The sequence below is a fragment of the Paenibacillus sp. FSL R5-0623 genome (assembly GCF_037974265.1).
Classification (GTDB): domain Bacteria; phylum Bacillota; class Bacilli; order Paenibacillales; family Paenibacillaceae; genus Paenibacillus.
The window spans coordinates 1,442,903-1,469,538 of the sequence record NZ_CP150233.1 but is presented as its reverse complement, the minus strand read 5'-3'; the positions used below and the strand labels follow the sequence as shown (position 1 = coordinate 1,469,538).

The 26,636-nt window shown below is 46.7% G+C and carries 24 protein-coding genes and 1 other annotated feature; of the genes, 6 read left to right on the top strand and 18 right to left on the bottom strand.

The genetic code is table 11. The annotated features are described in order from the left end of the window. Window positions 1-105 precede the first annotated feature (105 nt). Complete coding sequence (locus MKY92_RS06560) at window positions 106-2,064, top strand: ABC-F family ATP-binding cassette domain-containing protein (RefSeq protein ID WP_339301717.1); 1,959 nt, start codon at window positions 106-108, stop codon at window positions 2,062-2,064. A 640-nt stretch (window positions 2,065-2,704) separates the two neighbouring features. On the opposite strand, the gene MKY92_RS06555 is transcribed toward MKY92_RS06560, so the two are convergent. From MKY92_RS06555 to MKY92_RS06525, 7 genes are all read right to left on the bottom strand, one after another. After that, window positions 2,705-4,264, bottom strand: a complete 1,560-nt coding sequence (locus MKY92_RS06555; RefSeq protein WP_339299789.1) for a 2-isopropylmalate synthase — start codon at window positions 4,262-4,264, stop codon at window positions 2,705-2,707. 334 nt (window positions 4,265-4,598) lie between these two features. Continuing rightward, window positions 4,599-4,938: a binding site (T-box leader), on the bottom strand. 517 nt (window positions 4,939-5,455) lie between these two features. After that, entirely contained in the window at window positions 5,456-6,511 is a 1,056-nt protein-coding gene (tsaD, locus tag MKY92_RS06550) for a tRNA (adenosine(37)-N6)-threonylcarbamoyltransferase complex transferase subunit TsaD (protein WP_339299788.1), read from the bottom strand. Beyond that, window positions 6,508-7,029, bottom strand: coding sequence for a ribosomal protein S18-alanine N-acetyltransferase (gene rimI, locus MKY92_RS06545; RefSeq protein ID WP_036668955.1), 522 nt, complete (start codon window positions 7,027-7,029; stop codon window positions 6,508-6,510). The genes tsaD and rimI overlap by 4 nt, the downstream gene beginning before the upstream one ends. A 240-nt stretch (window positions 7,030-7,269) precedes the next feature. Continuing rightward, window positions 7,270-8,154: a tRNA (adenosine(37)-N6)-threonylcarbamoyltransferase complex dimerization subunit type 1 TsaB gene (gene tsaB, locus MKY92_RS06540; RefSeq protein WP_339299787.1), complete on the bottom strand. Its 885-nt coding sequence runs from the start codon at window positions 8,152-8,154 to the stop codon at window positions 7,270-7,272. Further along, window positions 8,121-8,603 (bottom strand): tRNA (adenosine(37)-N6)-threonylcarbamoyltransferase complex ATPase subunit type 1 TsaE, encoded by a 483-nt coding sequence (tsaE, locus tag MKY92_RS06535; RefSeq protein WP_339299786.1) that lies wholly within the window; start codon window positions 8,601-8,603, stop codon window positions 8,121-8,123. The genes tsaB and tsaE overlap by 34 nt, the downstream gene beginning before the upstream one ends. A gap of 265 nt (window positions 8,604-8,868) precedes the next feature. After that, entirely contained in the window at window positions 8,869-9,045 is a 177-nt protein-coding gene (locus MKY92_RS06530) for an H-type small acid-soluble spore protein (protein ID WP_026081228.1), read from the bottom strand. A gap of 4 nt (window positions 9,046-9,049) precedes the next feature. Further along, entirely contained in the window at window positions 9,050-9,346 is a 297-nt protein-coding gene (locus tag MKY92_RS06525) for a hypothetical protein (RefSeq protein WP_036668952.1), read from the bottom strand. A 369-nt stretch (window positions 9,347-9,715) separates the two neighbouring features. On the opposite strand from MKY92_RS06525, the gene MKY92_RS06520 reads away from it, so the two are divergent. From MKY92_RS06520 to ligD, 4 genes are all read left to right on the top strand, one after another. Continuing rightward, window positions 9,716-10,630, top strand: a complete 915-nt coding sequence (locus tag MKY92_RS06520) for a Ku protein (RefSeq protein WP_339299785.1) — start codon at window positions 9,716-9,718, stop codon at window positions 10,628-10,630. 320 nt (window positions 10,631-10,950) lie between these two features. Further along, the gene (locus tag MKY92_RS06515) at window positions 10,951-11,820 is read left to right on the top strand and encodes a VOC family protein (protein ID WP_339299783.1); all 870 of its coding nucleotides are present in this window, start codon (window positions 10,951-10,953) and stop codon (window positions 11,818-11,820) included. A gap of 246 nt (window positions 11,821-12,066) precedes the next feature. Further along, the gene (locus tag MKY92_RS06510) at window positions 12,067-13,017 is read left to right on the top strand and encodes an RNA ligase family protein (RefSeq protein ID WP_339299781.1); all 951 of its coding nucleotides are present in this window, start codon (window positions 12,067-12,069) and stop codon (window positions 13,015-13,017) included. Between the two features lie 71 nt (window positions 13,018-13,088). Then, the gene (ligD, locus tag MKY92_RS06505; protein ID WP_339299779.1) at window positions 13,089-13,979 is read left to right on the top strand and encodes a non-homologous end-joining DNA ligase; all 891 of its coding nucleotides are present in this window, start codon (window positions 13,089-13,091) and stop codon (window positions 13,977-13,979) included. 55 nt (window positions 13,980-14,034) lie between these two features. Here the strand turns inward: ligD and MKY92_RS06500 are convergent, their stop codons facing one another. Together MKY92_RS06500 and cls are read right to left on the bottom strand one after the other, a co-directional pair. After that, a complete protein-coding gene (locus MKY92_RS06500; protein ID WP_076209625.1) occupies window positions 14,035-14,946 on the bottom strand; it encodes a YitT family protein in 912 nt (303 codons plus the stop codon). Between the two features lie 342 nt (window positions 14,947-15,288). Then, window positions 15,289-16,728 (bottom strand): cardiolipin synthase, encoded by a 1,440-nt coding sequence (cls, locus tag MKY92_RS06495; RefSeq protein ID WP_339299777.1) that lies wholly within the window; start codon window positions 16,726-16,728, stop codon window positions 15,289-15,291. 377 nt (window positions 16,729-17,105) lie between these two features. Between cls and MKY92_RS06490 the strand changes: the two genes are divergently transcribed. Next, window positions 17,106-18,464, top strand: a complete 1,359-nt coding sequence (locus MKY92_RS06490) for a hemolysin family protein (RefSeq protein ID WP_253506293.1) — start codon at window positions 17,106-17,108, stop codon at window positions 18,462-18,464. A 121-nt stretch (window positions 18,465-18,585) separates the two neighbouring features. Here MKY92_RS06490 and MKY92_RS06485 read toward each other — a convergent pair whose 3' ends face one another. The 9 genes from MKY92_RS06485 to MKY92_RS06445 form a co-directional block, all read right to left on the bottom strand. After that, entirely contained in the window at window positions 18,586-20,175 is a 1,590-nt protein-coding gene (locus MKY92_RS06485; RefSeq protein ID WP_339299776.1) for an alpha/beta fold hydrolase, read from the bottom strand. A gap of 54 nt (window positions 20,176-20,229) precedes the next feature. Then, the gene (locus MKY92_RS06480; protein ID WP_339299774.1) at window positions 20,230-21,330 is read right to left on the bottom strand and encodes a DUF5808 domain-containing protein; all 1,101 of its coding nucleotides are present in this window, start codon (window positions 21,328-21,330) and stop codon (window positions 20,230-20,232) included. A 23-nt stretch (window positions 21,331-21,353) separates the two neighbouring features. Continuing rightward, on the bottom strand, window positions 21,354-21,749 hold the full coding sequence (locus MKY92_RS06475) for a GntR family transcriptional regulator (protein ID WP_036611299.1): 396 nt from the start codon (window positions 21,747-21,749) through the stop codon (window positions 21,354-21,356). Between the two features lie 213 nt (window positions 21,750-21,962). Then, window positions 21,963-23,036 (bottom strand): AI-2E family transporter, encoded by a 1,074-nt coding sequence (locus MKY92_RS06470; RefSeq protein ID WP_339299772.1) that lies wholly within the window; start codon window positions 23,034-23,036, stop codon window positions 21,963-21,965. A gap of 166 nt (window positions 23,037-23,202) precedes the next feature. After that, on the bottom strand, window positions 23,203-23,994 hold the full coding sequence (locus MKY92_RS06465) for a DUF2705 family protein (protein ID WP_339301716.1): 792 nt from the start codon (window positions 23,992-23,994) through the stop codon (window positions 23,203-23,205). Beyond that, the gene (locus tag MKY92_RS06460; RefSeq protein WP_339299770.1) at window positions 23,987-24,895 is read right to left on the bottom strand and encodes an ABC transporter ATP-binding protein; all 909 of its coding nucleotides are present in this window, start codon (window positions 24,893-24,895) and stop codon (window positions 23,987-23,989) included. Before MKY92_RS06460 ends, MKY92_RS06465 begins: the two co-directional genes overlap by 8 nt. A gap of 32 nt (window positions 24,896-24,927) precedes the next feature. Further along, window positions 24,928-25,107, bottom strand: coding sequence for a hypothetical protein (locus MKY92_RS06455; protein WP_036611302.1), 180 nt, complete (start codon window positions 25,105-25,107; stop codon window positions 24,928-24,930). 323 nt (window positions 25,108-25,430) lie between these two features. Beyond that, the gene (locus tag MKY92_RS06450) at window positions 25,431-25,952 is read right to left on the bottom strand and encodes a hypothetical protein (RefSeq protein WP_339299768.1); all 522 of its coding nucleotides are present in this window, start codon (window positions 25,950-25,952) and stop codon (window positions 25,431-25,433) included. 92 nt (window positions 25,953-26,044) lie between these two features. Continuing rightward, window positions 26,045-26,629: a VanZ family protein gene (locus tag MKY92_RS06445; RefSeq protein WP_339299766.1), complete on the bottom strand. Its 585-nt coding sequence runs from the start codon at window positions 26,627-26,629 to the stop codon at window positions 26,045-26,047. Window positions 26,630-26,636: the final 7 nt, after the last annotated feature.

Here is a 26,636-nt window from a genome sequence, read left to right as displayed (position 1 = left end):
CTACATGCCCCATGCGTTCCCAATCGGTGCAATTGCTCTGTATTTCATGTAAACTGGGATATAGTTGTCATATCAAGAACTGGACCTATGGAGGAACTTAATTTTATGCTGCTGCAAGTATCCGGAATTATCAAACGTTTTGGTGTCGATCCAATCCTGGACGGCGTGAACTTACAAATATTAGAACGCGAGCGCATCGGCCTCGTTGGTGTAAACGGTGCAGGGAAATCCACTTTGCTCAAAATTGTAGCCGGTGAAATGTCCTATGACGGAGGACAGATTTTCAAGTCCAAAGAAACAACGCTCGGTTACCTCGCTCAGAACAGCGGGCTGCAATCCGATCGCAGCATCTGGGAAGAAATGATGAACGTCTTCGCTCACCTGACACAGGCTGAAGCTGATTTGCGTCAGATGGAACGCGATATTGCCGACCCTGCCCAGATGGAAGACGAGAAAAAGTATGCTGATCTGCTGGAACGTTATGCGAAACGCTCCGACTGGTTCAAGGACCATGGCGGTTATGAGATGGAAACCCGCATTCGCAGTGTACTGCACGGGATGGGATTCGGCGAATTTTCGCCAGACACCCCCATTGCTACTCTGAGCGGCGGGCAGAAGACACGCCTTGCGCTTGCTCGTATTTTGCTTCAGGCACCCGATCTGCTCATGCTGGACGAGCCTACCAACTATCTCGATATCGCCACCCTTACTTGGTTGGAAGATTATCTGAGAGGTTATTCAGGCGCACTGCTCGTGGTATCCCATGACCGGTACTTCCTTGATCGACTCGTAACAACCATCGTTGAGATCGAACGTCACCGCTCCAAAAAATATACGGGCAATTACAGCCGTTATATGGAGCTCAAAGCTGCCGAATATGAAACTCAGATGAAGCAATATGAGAAACAACAGGGTGAAATCTCCAAGATGGAAGATTTTGTCCAGAAAAACATTGTACGTGCGTCGACGACCAAACGGGCGCAAAGCCGGCGCAAAGCCCTCGACAAAATGGAGCGGCTTGATAAACCGATGGGAGATTTGAAAAAAGCCCATTTTTCCTTCGAAACCGCCGTTATGTCCGGCAAGGAAGTGCTTCGAGTGGATCAGCTGTCCGTCGCTTATGACGAGGCTTCTCCATTGTTCCGCAACGTATCCTTCGATCTGCGGCGCGGGGAAACGGTTGCTCTGATTGGTCCAAACGGTATTGGTAAATCCACCATGCTGAAGTGTCTTACTGGAAGTTTACGTCCGGTAACCGGGGAGATCCAATGGGGAACAAAAGTGCAGATTGGCTATTATGATCAGGAACAGACTGGGCTCAATCCGTCCAACACGGTTCTGGAAGAACTGTGGAGTGCCTATCCCGGGATGGAAGAAGCACGCATTCGGACCGTACTGGGGAACTTTTTGTTCAGCGGTGACGATGTGCTCAAGAAAATCTCCTCCCTCAGCGGCGGTGAGAAAGCACGTGTCTCTCTCTCCAAGCTGATGCTGAAGGAAGCCAATATGCTCATTCTGGATGAGCCTACGAACCATCTCGACCTGTTTGCCAAAGAAGTGCTGGAAGCGGCATTAATGGATTATGAAGGCACCCTGCTGTTCATCTCCCATGACCGGTATTTCCTCAATAAAATGGCTGAACGCATTGTTGAACTTCATCCAGGCGGCACAGAACAATATCTCGGTAATTACGATGATTATGTGGAGAAAAAACAGGAGCTTGAGGACATCGCACGTGAAGCTGCTGAGGCACGTCAGGCTTCAACCAAGAACTCGTCCAAATCCGATCTGAACACAGCCACAACCGAAAAATCCGGAGCGGCTTCATTCGAAGCGGAAAAACAGGCGAAACGTGAAGAACGTAACCGGCAACGCAAGCAGGAAGCTCTGGAACAACAGATTGCGGAGTTGGAAACGAAGATTACCGAACTTGAGGCACAGATGGCTCTGCCTGAAATCTATCAGGATTATATGAAGCTGCAAGAACTCCAGCAACAATCGGAGGAACACAAAGCAGAACTCACCAAAGCATACGAGGACTGGGAAGAACTAGCTACGGAATAGTACAGACTCGACCATGCTTGATCGCGTCCATGCAAGTATAGTTTTACTACCGGCTGATTCCTTATTGGGATCAGCTTTTTGTTTGTTGAGGATGAGTAGTGAAGCTATGCACCTTATGTTCTTTATGTTCCTTGAGATTGATCTCTAACATACGGAGGTTAGGGAAGCTGTTTTGACTTTTGTCAAATTTACTCGAATGAAGAGAAATATTTTTATCCCCTTTTCTCTCACACTTATCCACAAGAAAGCAAGATAGCAAGCACATTAATAAGCTTAATTATACAGCGGTAGAATAGCCTTTTACACACAAAAACCATATTTATCCACTAAGTTATCCACTTTATCCACAACTTTGTGGATAGTAAGGAGTCATTCTATCCCCTAAACCATTTTCGTTTCGAAAACTATACTGGTTTGACTTTGCGGTAGTTACCCACAAATTACACTGGATATGTGGATAACTATAGTCACACCTTGACAAATGCATCCTTCCACCCCTTAATGTTCCTCCATAATAAGACAAAAGCAGACCTTTGTCGTTCAAGGCCTGCCCGTCATTTATTTACTATATGTCATGCATATTTACATCGAATTGCAATTGCTACTATTGCCGCTGTAGATGCGATCTGGCAAAGATGTTTTACGCATGTGCTTCTTGTTCATGATGTTCGGAAGACTCAGCCTTCAGCCCAGCAGCATTACAAGCCGCTACATAAGCAAGACCGGCAGCCATGACGATATCATTATGTGTTGCTGTTCCTCGGAACTCACGTCCTGCACGCTCCACGGTAACTACAGCTTCCGCACTTGCACCCTCTCCACCACTCAAGGCATGCATCTCCATATCTACAAATGCAATGTCATCGGAAATGCTCTGACCAATCGCACGAATGGTCGCATCCACGGGTCCCCCGCCAACAGCGGAGTAAGAGTGTTCTCCAGCGCTTGTGCGAATGCGAACGGCGGCCATTCGATCCGTCATGCTGCCCGCCGTCACCTGCAATTCAACCAGTTCATAGTCCTGTGCAGGAATATTCATGGTCTGGCTAACCATCTGCAATAACTGGTCGTCACTGACCACTTTTTGCTGGTCTGCGGTTTCTTTGAACACCTCATACAATTGCTCCATCTGTTGCTCATCCGGCTCAAAACCGTATTTGCGAACACGATCCTTCAGGGCGTGACGACCAGAGTGTTTGCCCAAAATAATCATGCTGCGTGGGATACCCAGCGCTTCCGGGTCCATAATCTCATAAGTGCTGCGATTCTTCAGCAGACCATCCTGATGGATGCCGGATTCATGCTGGAATGCATTACGTCCCACCACTGGTTTGTTGTACGCAATCGGGAAGTGCATCGCACGGCTAATCTGACGTGAAGTCTCATACAGCTGATTCAGCTTAATGTTCGTCGTTGCCCCAATTACATCTCCCCGAGTCTCCAGCGCCATAATCAGTTCTTCCAGTGCACAGTTCCCCGTCCGTTCTCCGATACCATTGATGGTCACTTCAATCTGGGTAGCTCCATTGGCAATGGCAGCCAGGCTATTCGCTACGGCCAGGCCCAGATCATTATGACAGTGGGCACTATAGCGAACCTGATCGCCGCCTCTTGCACCCTCACGCACCCGGCGGAACATCTCGCCATACTCATGTGGCAGGGCATAACCGACCGTATCCGGCAGATTAATAATGCTCGCTCCAGCTTCAATGGCTACTTCAACCATTTCAATCAAATCGTCCATCTTGGTACGGGCAGCATCCATAGCTGTGAACTCTACGATGTCCGTGAACTGGCGGGCATAAGATACCATCTCACGAGCGGTAGCCACCACTTCACTGCGCGGACGGCGCAGTTGATGCTCAATATGAATATCCGAAGAAGAGATAAACAGGTGAATTCGGCGCCGTGCTGCATCCGCTGTTGCTTGAACAGCTGCATCGATATCACCTTTGACCGCACGCGCGAATCCGCAGATTTCCACGTTCTGCAACTGTCTCGAAATCGCCTGAACCGCCGCGAACTCACCTGGACTGGAGATCGGGAATCCAGGCTCAATGACGTCGATACCCAGAGAAGCCAGTTGGTGTGCCAGTTCAATTTTTTGCTCGGGCTGCAGACTTGCCCCTGGTGCCTGTTCTCCATCACGCAGCGTTGTATCAAAAATTTCAATCATGCGTTTGTTATTAGTTGTTGTCATATCCATCAACCTCCATCAAATTTTTATAAACATTTTCGTTGCGACCCACGAGCCACAGAACACCCGCTGATCACCGTCCCTGTTGTTATATATTTTGTTTGTAAACGCGTATGTTGTTTGTAGCTTAGTCCTTGGTGATTACTAATACCTGTTGAATGTTAGTGTCTATACTTGTTGTTCAATGTTCATTACTGGTTCGTTGTATATCCCGCTTACCCTCATGACAGAGTGTACGTCGACTTACACCCTGATCCTCTGACTTTTCAATCTCCATATGGTTCTTCCCATGCCCACCCTGCTGCCGGCAGCAAACACAAATAACCCGCCATCTCATATAAGAGACGGCGGGTTATTATCCCCTCCGCGGTACCACTCTCGCTTGATGGGCCAGGCTTGCGCCGGGACTCCATCCACCTCGTCGTCTCCGAGATCCGCTAGATGTGCGTACACACACGACACTAATGGAATTCGGAGAAACACCCTATAACGGGGGTTAACCGTTGCTGTGTAACACATGTTGTTGTCCATCAGGACAACTGGGCGATTGATATCGTCCCCACGCTTCCACAGCTCCGTTCCCGGGCGAGATTCGAAGGATTCCAGCCACTGCGTCGCACCACCCCGCAGCTCTCTGAGCGCTTTATCGTTCTACTGCTCCCGTTCATCACATTTATAATATGACCTAACTTCATTCATCCTTATTTTGAAAATCAAAAAAAGCCTGCCACCTCATGCAATAATGCAAGAGACGACAGGCTGTTCACCTTCGCGGTACCACTCTTGTTGACCTCCTTCCTGTTCATTCAAGACAACCCCTGAATGCTTTCGCATATCCGGATCACTTGAAGCAGCCTGAAAGCCCCCTCAGTTATCGTCAGTTGATCCTTGTAAAAACGGTCCTACCAACAACGGCCCATTCACGGAGGCAACCCGTAACCATGTACTTTGGGCCATGATCGGCCTTCGGATTCTCCCAAGGAGTCACCGTGTTCCATCGTTCCGCTTCCAGGTGAGTTTCAGGTTTCCTTCGACTGCGTTGCACCGTACCGCAGCTCTCTAAGACCGGGAATGACCTTACTATTCCTGTTCATCGCGTTTATCAGTTCAAGAATCTGAATTCCTGTTTAAATTTGTAACTAAATATACATTCTTTACATCCCTGCTGTCAACTCTTAATCTCAAACTGCTTGCCTATACGGACTGAACGGACCATTCCTCCAAGGAAAGTCCCGGATCTGCCTTCGCATCAAATTCAGCAATTTCTCCCCGCTGCCATTTCAGATATGCAGCTGCTCCAATCATGGCCGCATTATCTGTACAATACTCCATTGGAGGGATTAACAGTTCAAGCCCTTCCTTCGTGCATCGCTCCTGTAATGCCGAGCGTAACCCCCGGTTAGCTGCAACACCACCGCATAATAACAGTTGACGTGAACCATATTCACGAACTGCTCTAACCGCTTTCTCCACCAGTACTTCAACAACAGCTTCCTGGAAACCACGTGCTACCGCAGACGGCTCCAAAGTTTCTCCGCGCATTTTGGCCTGGTTGAGCACATTCAGTACAGCAGACTTCAGACCACTGAGACTGAAATCGTACGAACCTGCTTCCAGCCATACCCGTGGTAATGGCACTACATCCTCAGCTTCAGACGCCATCCGGTCCACATGCGGTCCACCCGGATAAGGACAACCCAATGCACGTGCTACTTTGTCATACGCTTCGCCTACAGCATCATCACGTGTACGACCAATCAGTTTGAACTTGCCCTCGGATTCCATATGCACGAGTTCTGTATGTCCACCGGATACGACCAGTGCCATCGCTGGATATTGCAGTTCATGAGTAAGTCGGTTGGCATAGATATGCCCGGCAATATGATGTGTACCAATGAGCGGTTTGCCCAGTGCCATCGCCATCGTTTTGGCCGCAACGATACCCACCAGCAGTGCTCCGACCAGCCCAGGCCCCTGTGTTACGGCAATTGCACTTAGATCACGCGGACGAATGGCGGACTGTTCAATCGCCTGTTCCAGCATCAACGTAATGACTTCAACGTGTTTACGTGAAGCCACTTCAGGTACCACTCCACCAAATGCCTTATGCGTCTCGATCTGACTTGAGATCAGATTGGACAGCACTTCTCTCCCATCCTTAACTACAGCTACCGATGTTTCATCACAGCTTGTCTCCACCGCCAAAATGTAAGATGGTGCAGAATTAATTTTTTCATTGATTTCGTTCATGAATCCAGTACGCTTCCTTCCTCTTCGCCGCTCCGGCCTGCAGACGGCAAGTTCGCCCACATAATCATCGCATCTTCCCCATTATCGGAGTAATACCCTTTACGAAGACCCGCCGATTCAAACCCTTTTTTCTGATATAAACGCTGAGCAATGCTGTTCGAGACTCTGACCTCCAACGTCATTCGTTCCATCCCAAGATAAGCCGCTGTGCTCATTAATTCATCCAGTAACTTTTCGCCAAGCTTGCGTCCACGGTACGCGCCTCTGACTGCAATGTTGGTAATATGGGCTTCATCCATGATGGTCCACATACCTGCATAGCCAATGGCCTTGCCTTCCAATTCCATCACCATATATTTAGCAAAATGATTGTGTGTCAATTCATTTTGAAATGCTTCTTCCGTCCAGGGCAGGGTAAAGGCCTCATGTTCAATCTCCATCACATCGGGAATATCCGCGAGTGTCATGAACCTGAACTGAAGCGTTGCTTCCTGCTTATTATTCGCCACATTGTCCATCTGCTTCCCCTCCCCCTTTAGTGCGTGTTCAAAAAGACCGGTTTTCAGTACCGAGAAGATGGGATGAAGCTAGAAATGGAGTAGCGGAGCGTAGGGAAAACTACGTGATCAACCACAATGTTTCCAAAGGAAACATACTTCGTAAGCCTCCCGCTTATTTCGGCTGAATTCCATATTCGATGCTGATGATGCCACCAGGTATCCTTCGTAATCAAAAGCGGACTTTTTGAACAACCTCTTTTAGCCTTTGCGCAGCAGATTGGCTTCCGCTTCGGACAGCTGGGTGTAATTCGGCACCAGCGCATGCACGTCATCACGCTGACCTGCAAGCAGCGCGGCGGCGCCAAGGCGCCCAACCCAGCGGCCTTCCAGCTCATAAGGTACGAGCTGGAGCGCCGTTCCTGCGGGGCAGCGAAGCTCCGCCGCTGCCGCAGCATGAGGGCCCGTCTCGCCGACGATCCAGACGGCTGCGGGCCGCTCTTCCGGCGCCGCCTCCGCCATGCGGGCGGCGAGGGCTTCCAGCCATCCGTCCATCTTGCGGATGGCATCAGGCGCCAGACGCCGGGGCGCATCGCTCCCGGCGGAGGCAAACAGCGCGGTGCACGCTTGACCGCGCCGTGCATCCACAAGCGGAACGATCCAGTGGACAGGGGCAGCACCTGTGCTGCCCTGGTCCGCGGATGGCGTTCCGCCAGCCCCTGCTGCGGCATCCTCTGCCGCAGCTTCTGCCTTGGCGGCAAGGCCGCTGTGCCAGCCGCCCCAGGCGATGGCCTGAAGGCTGGACACCCCGGCTACGGGGATGTCCCACGCCCAGGCCAGTGTCTTCGCCGCGGTCACCGCAATGCGGATGCCCGTGTACGAGCCTGGGCCAACGCCAACGGCAATGCCGTCCAGATGGCCAGGCTGTGTGTTGCTGGCGGCCAGCAGCTGCTCCATCACCGGTACAACATGTACCGAATGGTTACGCTCAGCCCGTTCATTGCGTTCTTCCAGAAGCGCATGATCTTCCATCATCGCAGCTGCCATCACTGCGGTGGATGTGTCCAACGCCAAAAACCGCTGACGCGGCTCTTTTTGTAAATCTTCCATCATCATTTGACTCCATTCTGTCTGAACTGTCGGCATATGGCTGCATAAGTCTCGCCGTACCCATCCAGTGTAATCGTTCGATCCTCCAGGCCCGTTGTTTCAATCTGCACATGCAAGTGCTCTTGCGGCAGCAATTCGGGAATGATACTCGACCATTCCACCAGACTGACTCCGGCTCCATAGAAATATTCATCAAGTCCAAGCTCATCCGCTTCTTCCAGCGATATGCGATATACATCCATGTGATATAAAGGCAGACGCCCTTCGTACTCCTTGATTAGTGTGAATGTGGGACTACTTACCACATCACGTACACCCAAATGCCAGGCAAATTTCTGTGAAAATGCCGTTTTACCCGCGCCCAGATCACCATCCAAAGCAACCACCATGCCGGCGTTTGCCTGTCTGGCGAGTGCGGAAGCGAGTGCTTCTGTATCTGCAATGCCATGGGATTGATACACCCACTGCTCGTGCGTCTGATTCAATATTCGCCCCACCTTTGGCGGTCCAGCCGCCTGAGTTCACTTTGAACCTTATTATATCGGTCCCTTTCTTCCCCCGCAACATCCAAGGAGCCAAGCGGAAATATAACATGCTTTATTAGACGTGTCTCAAAACTCGCTTCCTTCGAAGTTTCAGACATCTACCAGGAAAAACCAAAAACCGGCACCTCTCGGTACCGGCCGTGTTATGCATATATTTCAGCTTTTATTCATTCTCGAATGCCCAATAACTATATGCTACTTATATTTACTCCTCCAAGCGGTCCACACGAACCGTCTGGGTATTTCCCGGCCTGCTGCCAACCTGAACGGTTGCCATGCCATTGGCTTCATCCACATTCTCGATCCAGACAGGATCTCCCTCCAATGTAACGGCAATGGTATCCTTCGAATCATAGATCGCTTTGGCGCGCTTTGCATCCATCATCTTATTCATACTCCCCTTCCGGATCATCATGTGATTCTCGAACCATGCTATCTGTTGTACTTTCACCAATATAACCGTTATCTTCCGTAACCTGCCCCCCGCCTAACCCTTCATTCACCATCCGGTCAATGTCGAGCATGAACGACTCCCGATCAAGGGGCAATTCTTCCGAAGTGACCGCTTCCCAGTTTACAGCTGTAGCAGGTGTATAGAATTCTTCAGCACTTTCGGCTTCGGCAAGAGGATATGGAGAAAATGCATGCTTGTGTGCTTCTTCCTCATCACGTCTGTTCTTCAATATTGCACCTCCCGGCATATGTGCTGTGAGAATAACTACCTATCCCATGCTCGTTTTCCTGTCGGAAACCAAGCATGTTTCTGTTATCATCCCCGAGTCTCGCCGAACCATACGAATTCGTTCGTCTACAAAACGATTATCCCTTGCACCAGATGCCCATACTATTGAATATAAATCCGTGTTCAAAAAGTCCGGTTTTCAGTACCGAGAAGATGGATTAAAGCTAGAAATGGAGTAGCGGAGCGTAGGCAAACTACGTGAGCAACGGACATTTCGGCTGAATTTCATATTCGATGCTGATCATGCCGTTAGGCATGATTCGTAATCAAAAGCGGAATTTTTGAACAACCTTTTGAAAGGAGCCGATCTATGCATACCGTCTGGAAAGGTGCAATCAGTTTTGGCCTTGTGCATGTCCCTGTCAAAATGTTCTCGGCTACCGAAGACAAAGACATCTCCATGCGTTACATCCATAAAGTCTGCGGCAGCCCGCTCGCTTATGTTCGTCAATGCCCCTCCTGTGAAGTGGACGTAAAGTGGGAAGAGATCACCAAAGGCTATGAATATGAAAAGGGAAAGTTTGTTCTATTCGAGAAAGATGAATTGGAAGCGTTAAATGATTCCACCAGCAAAACCATTACCATACTGGATTTTGTCGACTTGACTGAGATTGATCCGATTTATTTTCAGAAAACATATTACCTATCGCCCGATCAGGCTGGGGGAAATGCCTACCAGTTGTTAATGAACGCGATGCGGGATACCGGCAAAATTGGGATCGCCAAAATTTCCATCCGCTCCAAAAGCAGTCTGGCTGCCATACGTGTGCTGGAAGATTGCCTCTCCATGGAGACAATTTTCTATCCGGACGAGATTCGTCCGGTCTCCCAGGTGCCCAACTTGCCTGAAGTGCAGAACGTGAATGAAAAGGAACTCACGATGGCAAAGTTGCTGATTGACCAACTCTCTACGCCTTTTGAACCCGGTAAATACACCGATGACTATCGCAGCAAATTGCTGGATCTTATCCAGCACAAAGTGGCAGGCGAAGAAATCAAGATTGCTCCAGCCAAACCTGAAGCCAATGTGATGGATTTGATGGCTGCCTTGCAGGCAAGTATCGAGGCCGTGAAGCCTATTCCGGCTGACCCTGGGACAACAACGGCCAAGCCTAAGAAACGTGCACCGCGAAAAACGTCTGCTCAAGCGGTTGCCGGAGGAGAATCCGATACACCTGCTGCACCAGCCAAAAGAAAAAAGGCGACACCCAAACCAAAAGTTTGAATATCGCTAAGGCAAGACCGATTCCGTTATATAACTCTTCATGTAATGAGGTTTACTCCGATCCGGCTTCACAGTCGGATTTTTTTGTTTTACAGAACGATTGAAGCAGTACTAGTCAATAAAACTCCAGTTATAATTGCAAAATGCGATTGACGAAAGCTGATTTATATTTTATATTAACTTATGAAAAGTAACCTATTTATGAATATACAGTCACGCTGTAATTCTGCTTCAACAATATGCAATTAAATAATCCGTTTTCAACGCATATACACAATTAAACGAGCACCCATATTATCTATTATCAGGAGGAAACAATCATGAATACAACATATCAAATCCCTGCCACAACCCATCTGGGTGAAGTGAGTCTCCGAATTATGAACCTGGACCGTTCAATTAAGTTCTATACCGAAGTAGTTGGATTGAAATTACTGGAGCATAGTGACAAAGTGGCCACGTTGACAGCCGACGGAAAACAGTCCCTGCTGCGATTAGAAGAGCTCACGGATGGAATTACCCTGCCGGAACGCTCACACGCTGGCTTGTACCATTTCGCCATCCTGCTGCCTGACCGTAAGTCCCTGGGTCTTGCTCTTCGTAATCTGGCTGCATCCGGCATCGATATCGGCCAAGGCGATCACTTGGTCAGCGAAGCCTTCTATATCTCCGATCCCGATCAGAACGGGATTGAGATCTACGCCGATCGTGCACGTGATACCTGGAAACGGGATAGCGACAATAACTACGTGATGGCAAGTGATCCTGTTGATGTGGAAAGCCTTTTTGCCATATCGGAGAATGAACCTTGGCAGGGTCTGCCTGCTGGCACCGTTATTGGTCATGTACATTTCCACGTCCGCAGCTTGGAAGAAGCACGCAACTATTACACCGGCATACTCGGTTTTGATATCGTGGGTAACTTCGCCAACATGTCTGCGCTGTTTGTTTCCGCTGGGGGTTATCATCACCATCTGGGACTTAATATCTGGGCAGGAGTGAATGCACCTGTCAATCCAGATAACGCTACAGGAATTGACTACTTCACCATTGTGTACGCCACAAAGGGACAATTGGATCAGGCACTTGAACAATTGCGTCATTCCGGTGCAGTCGTTACACAAGTGGAGGGTACCTGGTTTACGGTAGACCCACAGAACATCCGTGTACGTCTAACCGCTGCCAATTGATTTTGTTAGGACACACACGATCATTATGGATAATTTCATAACTCAAGCCCGAGTACCTGATTTCTTTCACATCACAGAGAGATCGGATACCCGGGCTTTTTCATTCGCTTTTTATAAGACTGTCCACATTAGTGCATCCTAACGACTACTCCGACAAGTTAAATTCAAAAAATATGAAGATCGAAAAGACGCATGATGTTTAGGGCGTTCGTTTCTCTAATGCTCCGGACAAGAAAGGAGTACCCCATGTTCAAACCGTTGATTCCATTCGAACCCATCTCCAGAGATACCTTACCCACAGGACCGCAATGGATTGCCCAGGTCAAGTGGGATGGAGTCCGCATGCTTGCCTATGAGGACGGGCATGAGCTGCGCCTGGTGAATCGCAGATTACATGATCGAACCGCACAGTATCCCGAGCTGGTAACACCACGCAATTTATGTTCAGGCTCCTCTTATATTTTGGATGGAGAAGTTATTGCGCTGGACCCAGACACCGGAAAACCTTCGTTTTATCATGTTCTTCGGCGGGATCGGATGAGCAGACCCGAAGGTATCGCCCAAGCCATACATCAGATTCCGGTCACATATATGGTATTTGATATCCTGTTCTATGAGGGGAAATGGGTGACGGATCAGCCATTGGCCGATCGACAACGTCTGTTGCACGAGGTTCTCAACACGGCTCCACACGTTCAAGAGGTGACAAATACCCTTGATGCGGCTTCCCTGCTTACGGTCATGAGACAGCACCAGATGGAAGGCATTGTCTGCAAGGATCTCACCAGCAGTTATGGCATACAGGGCAAGGACCAGCGCTGGCAGAAAGTCAAAATCATGCATGATGTATATGCCATGATCGGGGGAGTCACGTACCGGAGCGGTATTGTGAATGCCGTCGCGATCGGTGTATATGATGGGCCTAATTTTGTCTATATTGGTCATGTCGGGACTGGCAAATTGAACTCCAATACGTGGCGGGAACTCACCCATCAAGTCGAGCCTTTGATTAGGAAGGACAGACCGTTCCATAATGTACCCGAGCGCAGTGCAGAGACCACCTGGGTGGAACCACGAATAGGAGTCAAAGTGCAATATATGGAGTTGACTCATCATCACACTCTACGCCATCCCAGTATTCAAACCTTCGCGGATGTAACCCGCGAGGATTGCCTGGCGAACCAGCTTCTTCCATGATGAAGAGTTCGCTGCACTCGTGTTTCGGCCCATGTTTCAATAATTCATTACACGTATAGGAGGTGTTCCATATGGCCCCCAAGATCCAGGGAACCATCATAATAGAAGGCACAGAACTGACGGTAACGAACCCGGACAAGCTGTTATGGCCGGATGCGGGTGTCACCAAAGCCATCTATCTGCAAAAGCTGGCCGCTCTGGCTCCTTATCTGCTCACGTATACGAGCAATCGACTTCTCACCACGATAAGATATCCCCACGGCGCTGGAGGGACATTTTTCTATCAAAAGAATGCCCCTGAGCCTATACCAGATTATGTGCGGACTGAAGTTCACGACGGCATCCGCTATGTGGTCATGAATGGACTTCCCGAATTGTTATGGCTTGGCAATCTGGCCGCGCTTGAATTTCATCCTTCTCTGCATACTGTGGGAAGCCATCTGCCCAGTGAATGGATGATTGATCTGGACCCCTCTCAGGAACACGAGCCGCGGATCATGCAAGCTGCACTCATCGTTGGGGAAACCCTGACTTCCCTTGGTCTGAGGTCTATTCCCAAAACTTCGGGCGCAACAGGAGTTCAAATCATTGTTCCCATTGTGCAAGGAGTAACCTTTGATGAATTGAGAGAGATCGGTTATTTTGTGGGTAAATATGTCACTCAGAAGCACCCGGATCTGTTCACACTGGAACGACTCAAAAAGGACCGTGGAGACCGCATTTATTTTGACTATCTCCAGCATTATGGAGGCAAGACCCTTGCCGCTCCCTATACACCACGTGCCAAATCTGGCGCCACTGTCTCTACACCCCTTACCTGGGATGAGGTTAGAAGTAACGTCTCCATCCAGGATTACCATCTGATGAACATTATTGAACGCTTGAACCAAACCGGTGATTTAATCGCAGCTGTTGAACCCCAACCGGTGGAGCTCATTCTCAAACATTTGAAGAAAAAATAGCCGACTCCCTCATCACAAGGGTGTCGGCTATTATCATTCATGCGTATATCAATCGCTAATGGATACCTTTTTTCTTGAAACGTCCGCCCTTCACATCATGAATGTTACCGATAGCCACAAAGGCTTGCGGGTCCCAATCTTCAACGATGGTCTTCAGCTTTGCTTCTTCCAAACGGGTGATCACGACAAAGATGATCTTTTTCTCGTCTCCGCTGAATCCGCCCTCTCCATCCAGGAAAGTTACACCACGACCAAGACGGTCTGTCAGGGCTGAACCGATATCACGATATTTATCACTAATGATCCATACCGATTTGGACTGGTCAAGTCCCTCATTCACAATATCAATCATCTTCATCGCAATATAATATGCAATCATGGAATACAGGGCGTTCGGCCAGCCGAATACAAATCCTGCACCTGCGAAAATAAACACGTTAATAAACAATACGATCTGTCCTACAGACAACGGTGATTTCTCACTCAGCAGGATGGCGACAATCTCCGTACCATCCAGTGAACCACCTGAACGAATCACGAGTCCAACCCCCACACCCAGGATCAATCCGCCGAATACGGCTCCGAGCAATGGCTCTCCTGGTGTTAATGCAGGCACGCGGTGCAACAACGCAGTCCCGATGGACATCACCACGATCCCCAGCAGCGTGGACAACGCAAATGTTTTACCAATCTGCTTGTATCCCAGAATCAGGAATGGCAAGTTGAGCAAGGTCAGGAATACTCCGAGTGGCAGATGCGTTAGCTCTGACACCATAATCGAAATACCTGTAATCCCACCATCAATTACGCCATTGGGCACAAGGAATATTTCAAGTGATACAGCCATTAGTGCAGCACCAATCAGAATCATCACAATACGTTGCAGCAGCTTTAATGTAAACACCGAGCTTTTGACCCCGCGGTCAGCTGGCTTGGCTGTTAGTTCTTTCACCGTTACATTGGACATGGTATCCCCCCCGTTAAATCAGTGTGTGAATCCATTTTATAAATCATTTAAATACTCAGGGTGAATCTACATCTAGAAAACAGCGTTCTACATGTACCCTGGCTATACAAGCACAAGCATCTAAAGGCGATATAAAATGGATTCAAAATGGTCTTCATCCCGGTTTGCACTTTCAGAAGAGAACAAAAGGGAGCCTGTTTTCCCGCAGACTCCCCTCCTTCACCAAGACATAATTTATATATCTATTATATCATAAAAGATCAAATTTGCGCAAAATACTTAGCAAAAAGAAGATAAATTCACAAAAAGTGAACTTATCTTCAGAAATCTGCCCTAAATCGGCTAAAGAAGCGGAGAAAGCATCCGAGAAAGCATTTCTGCGCCTTTTTGCCGTCGAGAACGCCTCTGAAATACCTCCCCATTGATCTGACTGCATTCCCCGAGATCACGTTCAAAGTCAGTGATCAAACGACGAATCGGAGAGGACTCGAACAGGACAGCCGTTAACTCAAAATTGCAAAAAAAACTGCGCATATCCATATTGGCCGTGCCTACCGTTGCAAGCAACTCATCCACAATCATCACTTTGGCATGTACAAAACCTTTGCGATATTGGAAGAACTCAACACCTGCTCGCAGAAGTTCCTCTACATATGAAAGGGATGCCAAATGAACAAGCTTTGAATCGGATTGATACGGAATGATAATTTTCACATCAACGCCACTGACAGCGGCTGTTTTGAGTGCCTCATACAGGGCAGGATCAGGAATAAAATAAGGTGTGGTAATGTAAATCCGGTCACAGGCTACCGAAATGGCTCCAAAACACATTTCCTGAATGGCATCCCAGTCCTGATCCGGCCCACTGGCCAGAATCTGAATTCGTTCTTCCCCGCTACAGATATGAGGTGGAAACAATTCCACAAGCTGGGGTTCGGTAATTCGCTCACCGGAAGCCAATTTCCAGTCGTTCAGGAATGTACTTTGCAGGAAGTACACGGCATCTCCCTCGATCTGCACATGTGTATCCCGCCAAAAACCCACCTCCGGATATTGTCCAAGGTAATCATCGCCTACATTAATGCCACCCACGAAGCCAACCTGTCCATCCACAACAACAATTTTACGGTGATTCCGGTAGTTGACTCTTCGGTCAATCGTTGCAATCAGTGGCGGTAGAAAATAATGAAACTCCACACCTGCATCCTGCAGTTTGCGGATAAAACTCCAGCTCATCTTGTGACTGCCGAGACCGTCACAAATAAACCGAACCTTCACGCCCTCCTGTGCCTTGCGAATCATGACATCCTGAAACTTCGTACTGATCACATCATCACGGAAAATGTAAAATTCCACATGCAGATGGTGCTTTGCTTTTTCCATTTCGCTCAGCATTGCCGCAAATGCCTCTTCACCATTTGTGAGCACCGTACTGTTATTACAACCTGTAATCGGGCTCTCCGACAGATGGGATAACAGGTTAAACAATCGATGCTGGTGGCTGAAACGATCACCAGGCATATGTTCGACATCTCCAATGATGTGGGCTTGTTCCCAGATCGTTTCCTTCATTTCACGGAAGATCCGCGATCCACCCTTGCGAAGTTTTTTTCGTTTGTTATAATCCTGCGCTACGAAATAGTACACTACAAAACCGATCAAAGGTACGCAGAACAAAATAAACAGCCAAGCCACAGCTTTAGCCGGATTACGAAATTCCAGCAATAGAATTGTGGCTGCCTGGAAAATAAATACGAGTAATATAATGACCAGCCAGAACATTTGGCTTCCTCCTCAAGTGGCAAGCTTCATGACCTTGCCCTTCTCTCACCTACACAGCTTTGACGATTATGTAATCAGCTAATCATAGAATACCCATTGTACCCCCTATTCGTAACGTTTACTTAGATAAAACTTTACATAAGCAGACGGAATACTTGATTCTGGAAATTCAAATTTCTACTTTGTTCATTGTATATTCTGACTGTGTTACCTTCTACATATCAGTTTAATGATGGAGCAGATTCGCTTTGTGACGCCAATCTGCTCATTCCACCTTCCAGACTCTTCCTCATTTCTTTGTCAGGAGGTGGTCTTCTTACGTAAAATTAGATATAATAATCGTTAAAAACTTATTACCTAAAGGAGAAGAGCAGTGAATGGACAGTGAGAGGTATGCGTTAAATTTAGTATTGGTTGCTTTTTTGATAGGACTTTCGGCGTTTTTTGTTGCAGTGGAATTCGCTCTGGTGCGGGTTCGACCGAGCCGGATCGACCAAATGATTGCAGAAGGAAACAAGCGTGCGCTGGCTGTTAAACAAGCCGTTGCCAATCTGGACGGATATTTGTCTGCCTGCCAGCTTGGAATCACGATCACATCTCTGGGACTGGGCTGGCTGGGTGAACCGACGGTAGAGAAGATTCTCCACCCTGTGTTTGAAAGCTTGCAAATTCCTGAGGCGGTTTCTTCATTCTTATCGTTTGTTATCGCGTTTGCTTCCATCACGTATCTGCATGTTGTGGTTGGTGAACTCGCTCCAAAAACGATTGCAATCCGGAAAGCCGAGACTGTTGCACTGCTGACGTCTACACCTATCATCTGGTTTAACCGAATTATGTATCCTTTTATCTGGCTGTTAAACGGCTCAGCGAACCAACTGGTGAAACTGTTCGGAATCAAACCTGCTTCCGAGCATGAAGATGCACACTCCGAAGAAGAGTTGCAGATCATTATTAATGAAAGCTTTGAAAGTGGTAAAATCAACCAAGCCGAGTTCGGTTATGTAAGCCGGATCTTTGCCTTTGATGAGATGTTAGCCAAAGAAATCATGGTACCCCGGACCGATATGGTCTGCCTTTATGTGAATAGAACGAATGAGGAAAACCTGGAGATCATTCGTGAGGAACAATATACCCGTTTTCCGGTAGTTAATGAGAGTAAAGACGATATCATCGGTATCATTAATACGAAACAATTCTTCCTGGAACTTTACGGAAACGATGAACCTGTCGATCTATCCTCCCTGATCCAGCCTGTATCGGCTGTTCACGAAACAACTCCTGTGAAGGACTTGCTCAAGAAAATGCAGAAGGATGGCGTACATATCGCCGTGCTGGTCGATGAATATGGCGGAACTTCCGGAATTGTAACCATCGAGGATGTGCTTGAGCAGATTGTTGGTGAGATTCGCGACGAGTTCGACGCAGACGAAGTGGAAGATATTCAAGTCATCAATGAGAACTATGTCATTATGGATGGTAAGGTTTCCTTATCAAAGGTGAATGACATGTTTATGTCCAGCCTGGATGCAGATGAGTGGGATACCATTGGAGGATGGCTCTACAGCCATCGTCCCGAGATGAACGAACAGGAAGAATATGAGTTCGAGAATCTAATCTTTGTTTTGCTGGAAAAAGACAAAAATCGGTTCTACAAAGTGGCCGTTGTTCCCAAGGAACCACTGACCATGTCTGATTATACCGATGAAGACGAGAAAGAGTCCAATTGGTCTAAATAAAGCAAATTTGTAAAAAAGAAAAGGAGCACTTGCCTATATCGGTAAGTGCTCCTTTTCTATATCTCGCCCCATCCGTCACTTCTCCAATTTATCATTCAACCAAGAATGGAACTCCCAATTTTTAGTTTGATTTTAATACCCACTTTGCAATATCATCGATAATGGCTTTGGAGACATTTGATGGCTCAGCGTACTCTTGACCGATTGAAGGTCCATCATAGCTGGATAAAAGATGATTTACCTTTGGATAGCTATTGTACGTTACATTGGAATGACCTTGAAGAGACGATTTCCAGGTTTGAAATTGATCCATAGACACTTGCACATCATTTTCGCCTTGTATAACAAGCATAGGTGTATTTTGTGTTTTAGCCAGTTCCGCAGGCACATAATCTCTCTGCTCAAACCACCAATAAGCAGGTTGAAGTGGAAACGCCTCAGGAAGATGATCTACAGAATATTTTGGATCTTTAACCATCGCAGCCACATTTTTATAAAAATCAGCTTGTCCTTGAATCATCTCCGTGTCTAAACCAAGCTTCTTCATCCGCTCTACCAATTCGTCCTGTTGCTCGGTAAGCACATCCACAAAGCTACTACTTGGTGCAGCAAGTAGAATACTTCCGGCAATATCATGTTGTTTATCCTCAGCAATGATTAATGGCATTGCAAAACCGCCTTGACTATGTCCAGCTACAAAAATCGCTGTAGAATCAATATGTGCATTCTTTTTAAGGAATTCCACTGCATCATTCACCTGATCTACGCTCTCTTGTTTTAATGTGAATTTAGGCTGTGAAGCCACCTTATAGGTATGCTCATACGTGACCTTATCGTATCTTAATACAGCAACTCCTTGTGAAGCTAAACCTACCGCAAGATCGCGAAACGGCTTTGCACCACCAATGGCAGCATCTTGATTATTAGGCCCAGATCCGTGTACCAGAATAACAACCGGGAAAGGTCCCTCTCCCTTGGGCAAAGTTAATGTCCCTGGCAAAGCCAAATCACCCTGACCAACCGTAATGGCTTGTTCTGTATAGGCAGATGGGTCGTCGTAGCTTGGTTTTTGATACACATCTGGCGTAGCGGCGGCAATATGCAAATCATCTACAAGTCCGTTATGATTCATTCTGACCGTAATATTTATACGAGTCAGCTCTGTTTTGAACGTATAGGTAACATTGCGATGCACTGTATTATTTTCTACATGCTTAGCTATGGCTTCACTTGTAATTTTGCCATTTTGTCCTTCTAAAGCTCCCCACAGCTGACTCAACAACGTGGGTGATAACACTCCACTCACAGAGGTATGAACATACTTGGCAGCCTCCTTGCCATCGCCCTCACTAATAAGGGAAATGAATATATCCTCAGGTGCTACCTTCAGCGTCTCGGAAAGAAATGCCCCATCCATATAGGTAACTCCTTTCGTTAACTGAACAGGATTGTTTAAGGATATGGCTTGCCCATTCACCATCGCCTGTTTCTCTCCTACCTTAACTACAATCGTAAGCTCACTTTTTCGTATTGTGATTTCTCCTGTTTTTTGTTGCCAAGATACCTCTGCCCCATTCTGTTCTGCAATCTCACGAATAGGAACAAGATTTTCACTACCAGCGGATTTTTCAGCAGCTTCTGAGATGGATGTCACCGGAAGGATGAGACCTACGAAAGTAAGAGAAAGTAATAGCTTTTTCCAATTGTTCATTGTAATAACTCCTCCCAATCATTTTATCTATCATATGCATAGATCTATGAGCATTTATTGGCTCAGAACTATACTTATAACAACAATAGCAATGATGAATAACAACAGGACCCAAGATAGTGGACGAGCGAAGTTAATCGTCCAACCTATTCCATAACGTTTTTCTACGGTAAAAGAAGGATCTTTGGGATTGAAGTAAATAAAACCAAGTTTCCAATAATCATCGTCATTCACAGGCTGCTCCTTAGATCGTTTGTGATCCTCTTGTTGATTACGAATTTTCCCACCGCCTTGTCTGCCTGTGAGAGACAGCCATACAACACCTAACACGATCACCACAGGAGTGATGAGGCTAATAGCTGTTAACAAGACCAGATTAGGGACGAACATATTTATCTGAATGAAGGCAAATAAGATGGTAAGAAGCAAGCCTGTTATGATCGTAAATAGGGACCACTTACGGCGGAATCGGATATGATCAGCAGCAAATTGGGCAGGATTAGATGGAGTAAGCTGTTGTTTGCTTGATTTAATACTCCAGTTCACCAACATCATCAGTGCAATGATTCCTAGCTGTACAAGGTTAATAGCCAATACTGAAAGGTAGGTTTTGGGCACACTGGAAGTGACATTGCCCTGAAGATCATATTTCATCGGAATGACGTTAGGTAGTGCGTTATAATTCAAGATTGTAATGATCGCAATGGCTACAATAATAGCTATGTGAACGAGAAACCAATAGTTGGAATAGGTGAGTTTATTTTGGCGGAAGGTGGTATCGATTTTAACCCTTTGAGGTACTTCTACAGTTGTAAGTGTTTCTTTGATCTTTTTCATCTTGAAATGAAATAATATGTGTAGTGCGGCCCAGTACACAATGAATATCATTGTGCAAACACCGGTGATCATTGTGATAGACTCTTCATTGGCAGATCGGAGTATATACAGACAGGTAAGAATAATCAACCCGTTTCCGATCAGACTTACTGTAGCAAACGTTCTCCGGAGCTTACGTAAGACTGGTGTGTAGTAATTATATTGACTTACCGTAACCCCAAAGCTGATTGTTTCCCTTGTCACATAAGGTGCAAAGGATAGCAGTAAGGCTAATGGAGCAAAGATTAAAATGATAGGCAATATACTAAATAGTTGCATACATAACACACTCCCTTGATTCTTTATTCTTTGTTGTGACCCATCTTCACATCATCATACATTTGGTCTAACACTGCAGATAGTTCCTCTTTGGTCATTCCGCGACAGATCGCTTCTGCAATAATCGGTCTTAATTCTCTTTGCTGCTTTTTCAAAAAATCATCTGTTAAACCAGGCATTCCATCAGGGTTCACTACAACTCCCTTTTGTCTATGAACCAGAATGTATCCATCTTGCTTGAGTAGGGTATAAGCCTTGTTGACGGTGTGAAGGTTAACACCGATATCTGCGGCCAAATTCCGAACCGAAGGTAACGCCTCACCTAGCTGTAACTCACCACTAGCAATGCCTTCAATAATTTGATAAACAAGTTGCGAATAGATGGGAAGTTCGGATTGCATATCCAGTTGAATAATCAAAGGTTCACCTTCTTTTTGTTATCTGTTATATATCAAGTATAACAGATATAACATGAGTGAGCAATATGTATGAAAAAAAGCCGCATATCACTGGCGAGGGCAAACTTAGCTGACCCTTCACCATTGATATGCGGCTTATCCTGTTGAGCTTATGGATGTGATTCAATAACAAACATTAGTCGAGCACATGACAAAGTTATTTTCAAATTCCATTCAGAGTTCAGTCTTATCTTCAACAATCCGATAATGGATTTTGCGAACTATAATTTTCAGAATCATATATAGAGGAATTACGATGATCATACCCAAGATATTTCCCAGGTCAGCACCCACGAGCAAAAGGATAACGGTAGTCAGTGGATGAATATCGAGCTGCTTGCCATAGACGTAAGGTGAGATCAGGTTATCCTGGATTTGCTGTGCGATTACAATGATGACCAGTGACCAGATCGCCATCGAAGGTGATTCGATAAACGCGACAATGACAACCGGAATAGCTGCCAGCAAAGCACCCACATAAGGGATGAAGTTCAGAATAATGGATACAACAGTCAGCAGCAATGCGTAAGGCAAACCTAAGATGAGAAAACCGATGTACATCAGAATCCCCAGGGCTACATTAACAATAACCCGGCCAACAATATAGTTGCTTAGCGCTTCATCGATCTCATGGACGGTTTCTTCCCCATCCTTCCGATAATGTCTTGGCAGCAATAAAGTTAGATTCGTTCCAAACTTGCTGCCTTCCTTGAGCATGTAATACAACATGATCGGGAACGTTGCCAGAATAATAACCAGATTGGATACCACGGAGAATAACCCGGAGACATAATCGGTTACCTGCGTGATCCCTTGGCTCAGAACATCGGATAATCGTGAGAATAGATTGGAATCATCAGGCAGGTATCTGGATACAAAATTGCTCTTTTCAAGTGCATTCAACTGATCGCTGAGTGAAGTAACCAACGCTGGAGCATTCTCCACAAAATTCATCAATTGTTCACGCAGGGAAGGCCATACAAGCACACTAAAACCTGCAAGTATTAATGCAATTACGACATAAATAATCAGAACTGACAATGCACGTTTGATCTTATGCCTTTCCATATAATCGACGAGCGGGCGCAGCAGATAATAGAAGAAACCAGCAATCAGCAGCGGAATGATGATGATGTGAATCAGTGAGGTCAGGGGGCTGAAAATAAAGTTCACTTTTTCCCCCAGATACACGATGAGCAGCAACAGAATTATCGCTGTGCATATGCGGTAGAACTTGTTATTTATCAAGAAACGTGATCCCTCCATGCGCTGCTCTGCCAAATTGACTGGAGCGTTCATATGTATATCTAGTCATTTATAAGTACCCTTAAATGACAGTCATGCCACAGCCGATGCTGAATATACCCTTTTTTTCTTTTCAAAACAGCATTGGAGCAAAAAAAAGAAGCAGGCGTTAGCCTGCCACATCTCTTTTGCTGAATACAACCCAGGAAATCACCATAAAAATAACGTAATACACCGCCAGGACTGCAATGGAGAAACCTAGTGTCATTCCTGCACTCGGGCCACCCATTAGCGCAGAATCCGCCCCGGAGGTCATGTATTTGCTCAGATCCATGTTGTTGAATAGAACATACTTTGCCCACTCATAACGGACCGGATTGAATATGAGCGAAAAGATACTCTGTGAGAACATAATGAACAGGGATAATCCAATCGCAAGTGCACCTGAACGAAATACGGAGGACACCATAAAAGCAATCGCAAGCGTAATGAACAGATCAACGTACAAATATCCCCATAACGTCAGAGCATTCGTAGCCGGACTACTGCTTCCTCCCGGAGCATCATGCGAGAAAAGGATATAAGACGTTAGCATGGCCATCGCGATGATCAGCAATGTACTGACAATACTGAAGCCAACGACGGTCAGATATTTGGAAGCAAGAACTTTGCTTCGTGACCATGGACGGATCAGCAATAACTTAATGGTTCCCCAGGTAAATTCGCCCGCGACTGATTCCGCTGCAATCACGACACAGAAGATCGTGTTCAGGAAAAACGTAATCTGGATGGTCGTTACAGCCGCTTCCCAGTACAAAACTTCATTGGACCCCATGCCTTCTCGCAGTAACACTGGCATTAATAGCGAGATCAGCGCCAGAATCGCTAACATGATCCAGGTACGGGGACGACGGAAAATTTTCATATTCTCATTCAATATCAGATTACCAAAACTACCCAATTCCTCCACCCCCAGTGACTTGCAAGAATTGTTCTTCCAGGGTGTGAGTCACGTTACGAATACCGTATACCTGAAACCCTTCGCTAACCAGCTTGGCATTGATATCCGGAATCTGCTCACGAGACACCCGCATCACCAGGACATTGCCCTGCACGACAGCACCCTGAATCAGATCCGCAGCGCGGTCAGCATCATTCAGCTCAAAAGCAACTTCGATTAATGCATCCGAACCAGCTTCAACCCGAAGGTTTCTTACATCGATCAACTTGCCGTTCTGGATGATGGCCACCGTATCACACATCAGCTCCATCTCCGACAATAAATGACTGGATACAAAGACCGTAATGCCTTCCTCTTGGGTGAGCTGACGCAAATAATCTCTCAGTTCCCGTATACCCTGTGGGTCCAAACCATTGGTTGGCTCATCCAGTACAAGCAGCTTCGGTTTATGTAATATCGCTTGCGCGACCCCCAGACGCTGGCGCATGCCCAGTGAATAGGTTTTGACCTTATCGTGAATACGGGCCGTAAGCCCCACACGCTCAATCGTTTCCGCAATACGTTCTTTCGTAACTCCCGGCGACATGCGGGCAAAGTGAACGAGATTCTGGTACCCGGTCAGAAACTTGTACATTTCCGGATTTTCTACAATAGCTCCTACCTGGGCTACCGCCTGTTCAAATTCATTCTTCACACTGTGTCCCGAGATGAAAATGTCACCTTTACTGATGGACATCAGTCCAACCATCATCCGAATCGTTGTTGTTTTCCCCGCGCCATTAGGTCCTAAAAAACCAAAAACCTGCCCCGGAGAAATATCCAGAGTCAGGTCGCTGACCAATGATCGGGAGGATATGATTTTGCTGACGCCCTGAATCCGGACGACCGGCTCCTGCTGCATTCAATCCCCTCCTTCATGGACGAGCACATCATTCATGCCCGTTTCTCATATGAACATAGTGTATCATAATCTTTAGTATATTGTCCCGCAAACTGGGATTTCCCCTGACGTTTCGCTTCAACTACACACGCTTCACAGCATCCAAGCGGCATTTCACTCCGGTAGAATCCGGTGCGAAATACGTGATTGCCTCCATTGCCCTCTTCCTTCATTTCGACAGAGCTTCTAGTGACCGACACAATCATCCCACAACTGACACAGTAAAAGCGGCCCGTTTCGATCAATGATATTCCTTCCCCTCACAAGGAGCTTAGAAGTCCTTGTTATTTGTCGTTAGACGCTGAAAATTGATACATTTTGTATCTATCTCGTAATTTACTTGACACCGGGACTAATGTCAAGGCTTCAAAGCCATGAAAACAAGCAAAATACAAAAAAAGCTCCATAAATGCGACAAAAGTCTCGCATTTATGGAGCCAGATGTTAGGTAAATGATACAATTCGGTTCAATGTATGGGTTAATATTATTTCTTGATCAGTCACTATTGTCGACCTGCGAGGTATCCTCATTTTTCTGATTTGGATAATACCAGAGTAAGGTCCACTCATCGCCATCCTCTACCAGATAACAGGTCTGCACAATATCGAATTGGCCAAAGGTACCTGAGTACTTCTGGGTGACCCGAATTCGGTAGGCTTCAGAAAATGGCTTAACGCCATCGATCACGGTTACATCGAACTCGCGCTCCGGCTTCTCCATCTCCAACTCAAACGTTTCCACGCCAAAGTGCTGCATAAATATATGTGCTCTGTTCTGTACGTAAGCACTCTTGGGAAACCGCTCTTTCATCAGGGGATGAAAAAGTTCCCATGAACTGCCGAAGTCACCCGTCTGCTCATATTTGTAGAACTCTTCGGCAACAGCAGCAGCTTCATCCGTTGTATCTCCCTGAAACAAATACGGAATGGTTCTGGCAATCAACCACAGCAATAATACAATGATCGCGATGAAGCCGATCTTTTTGAGCAAAGCATTCCGGTTCCTTCTTCGCAGCATGTCCAGTCCTCCTTGTCCTACTCCATACTTATGATGGTTAGCAGACAAGTAGAAGCTAGAAGCGGGTTCTGAAGGCAGCATTTCCTGGGAAATCACTTATCGTGAACTGAATCACACCTTCCCTTTCTGATCCTGCGGGTGATGGACAGAAGCCATGCATATACGGCAATCCCACAGCAACCCCCAAGCAAGTCCAATCCAACATCACGTATCGAGCTTGTCCGATTCGGGCTGAACTGCTGAATATACTCATCAATGGATGCGATGATAAGTACCACAGCCAGAGCAGCTACAATACAAGTCATGATGCGGATTCTCCTGTATCGCAGCCCGCCATAAACAAGAATGGCGAGCACAGCGTATACAAATAGATGAGCACTTTTGCGAAAGATGAACTCTGCAAAATCATACGGCCTTTGCTTTAGTGAATACTCATACTCCCCATATGTGAATTGAATATCAGGAAGTACGAAGCCAATCTGCACTTTCTGGGACCATTTATGAAGCCAGGGCTGAATGTCCTGCTGCTGAGAGGATTGGGTCGACATGGACCAGATGACCAGAATCCAGATCACAATCAGCAACAGAGCTATGAGAAATCCATACGTTCTTCGAACATGCCTTTGTCTCGTGCGCCCGGAACCCTCCTCCATCATATGATTCATCACCACTTTCATATCTCTT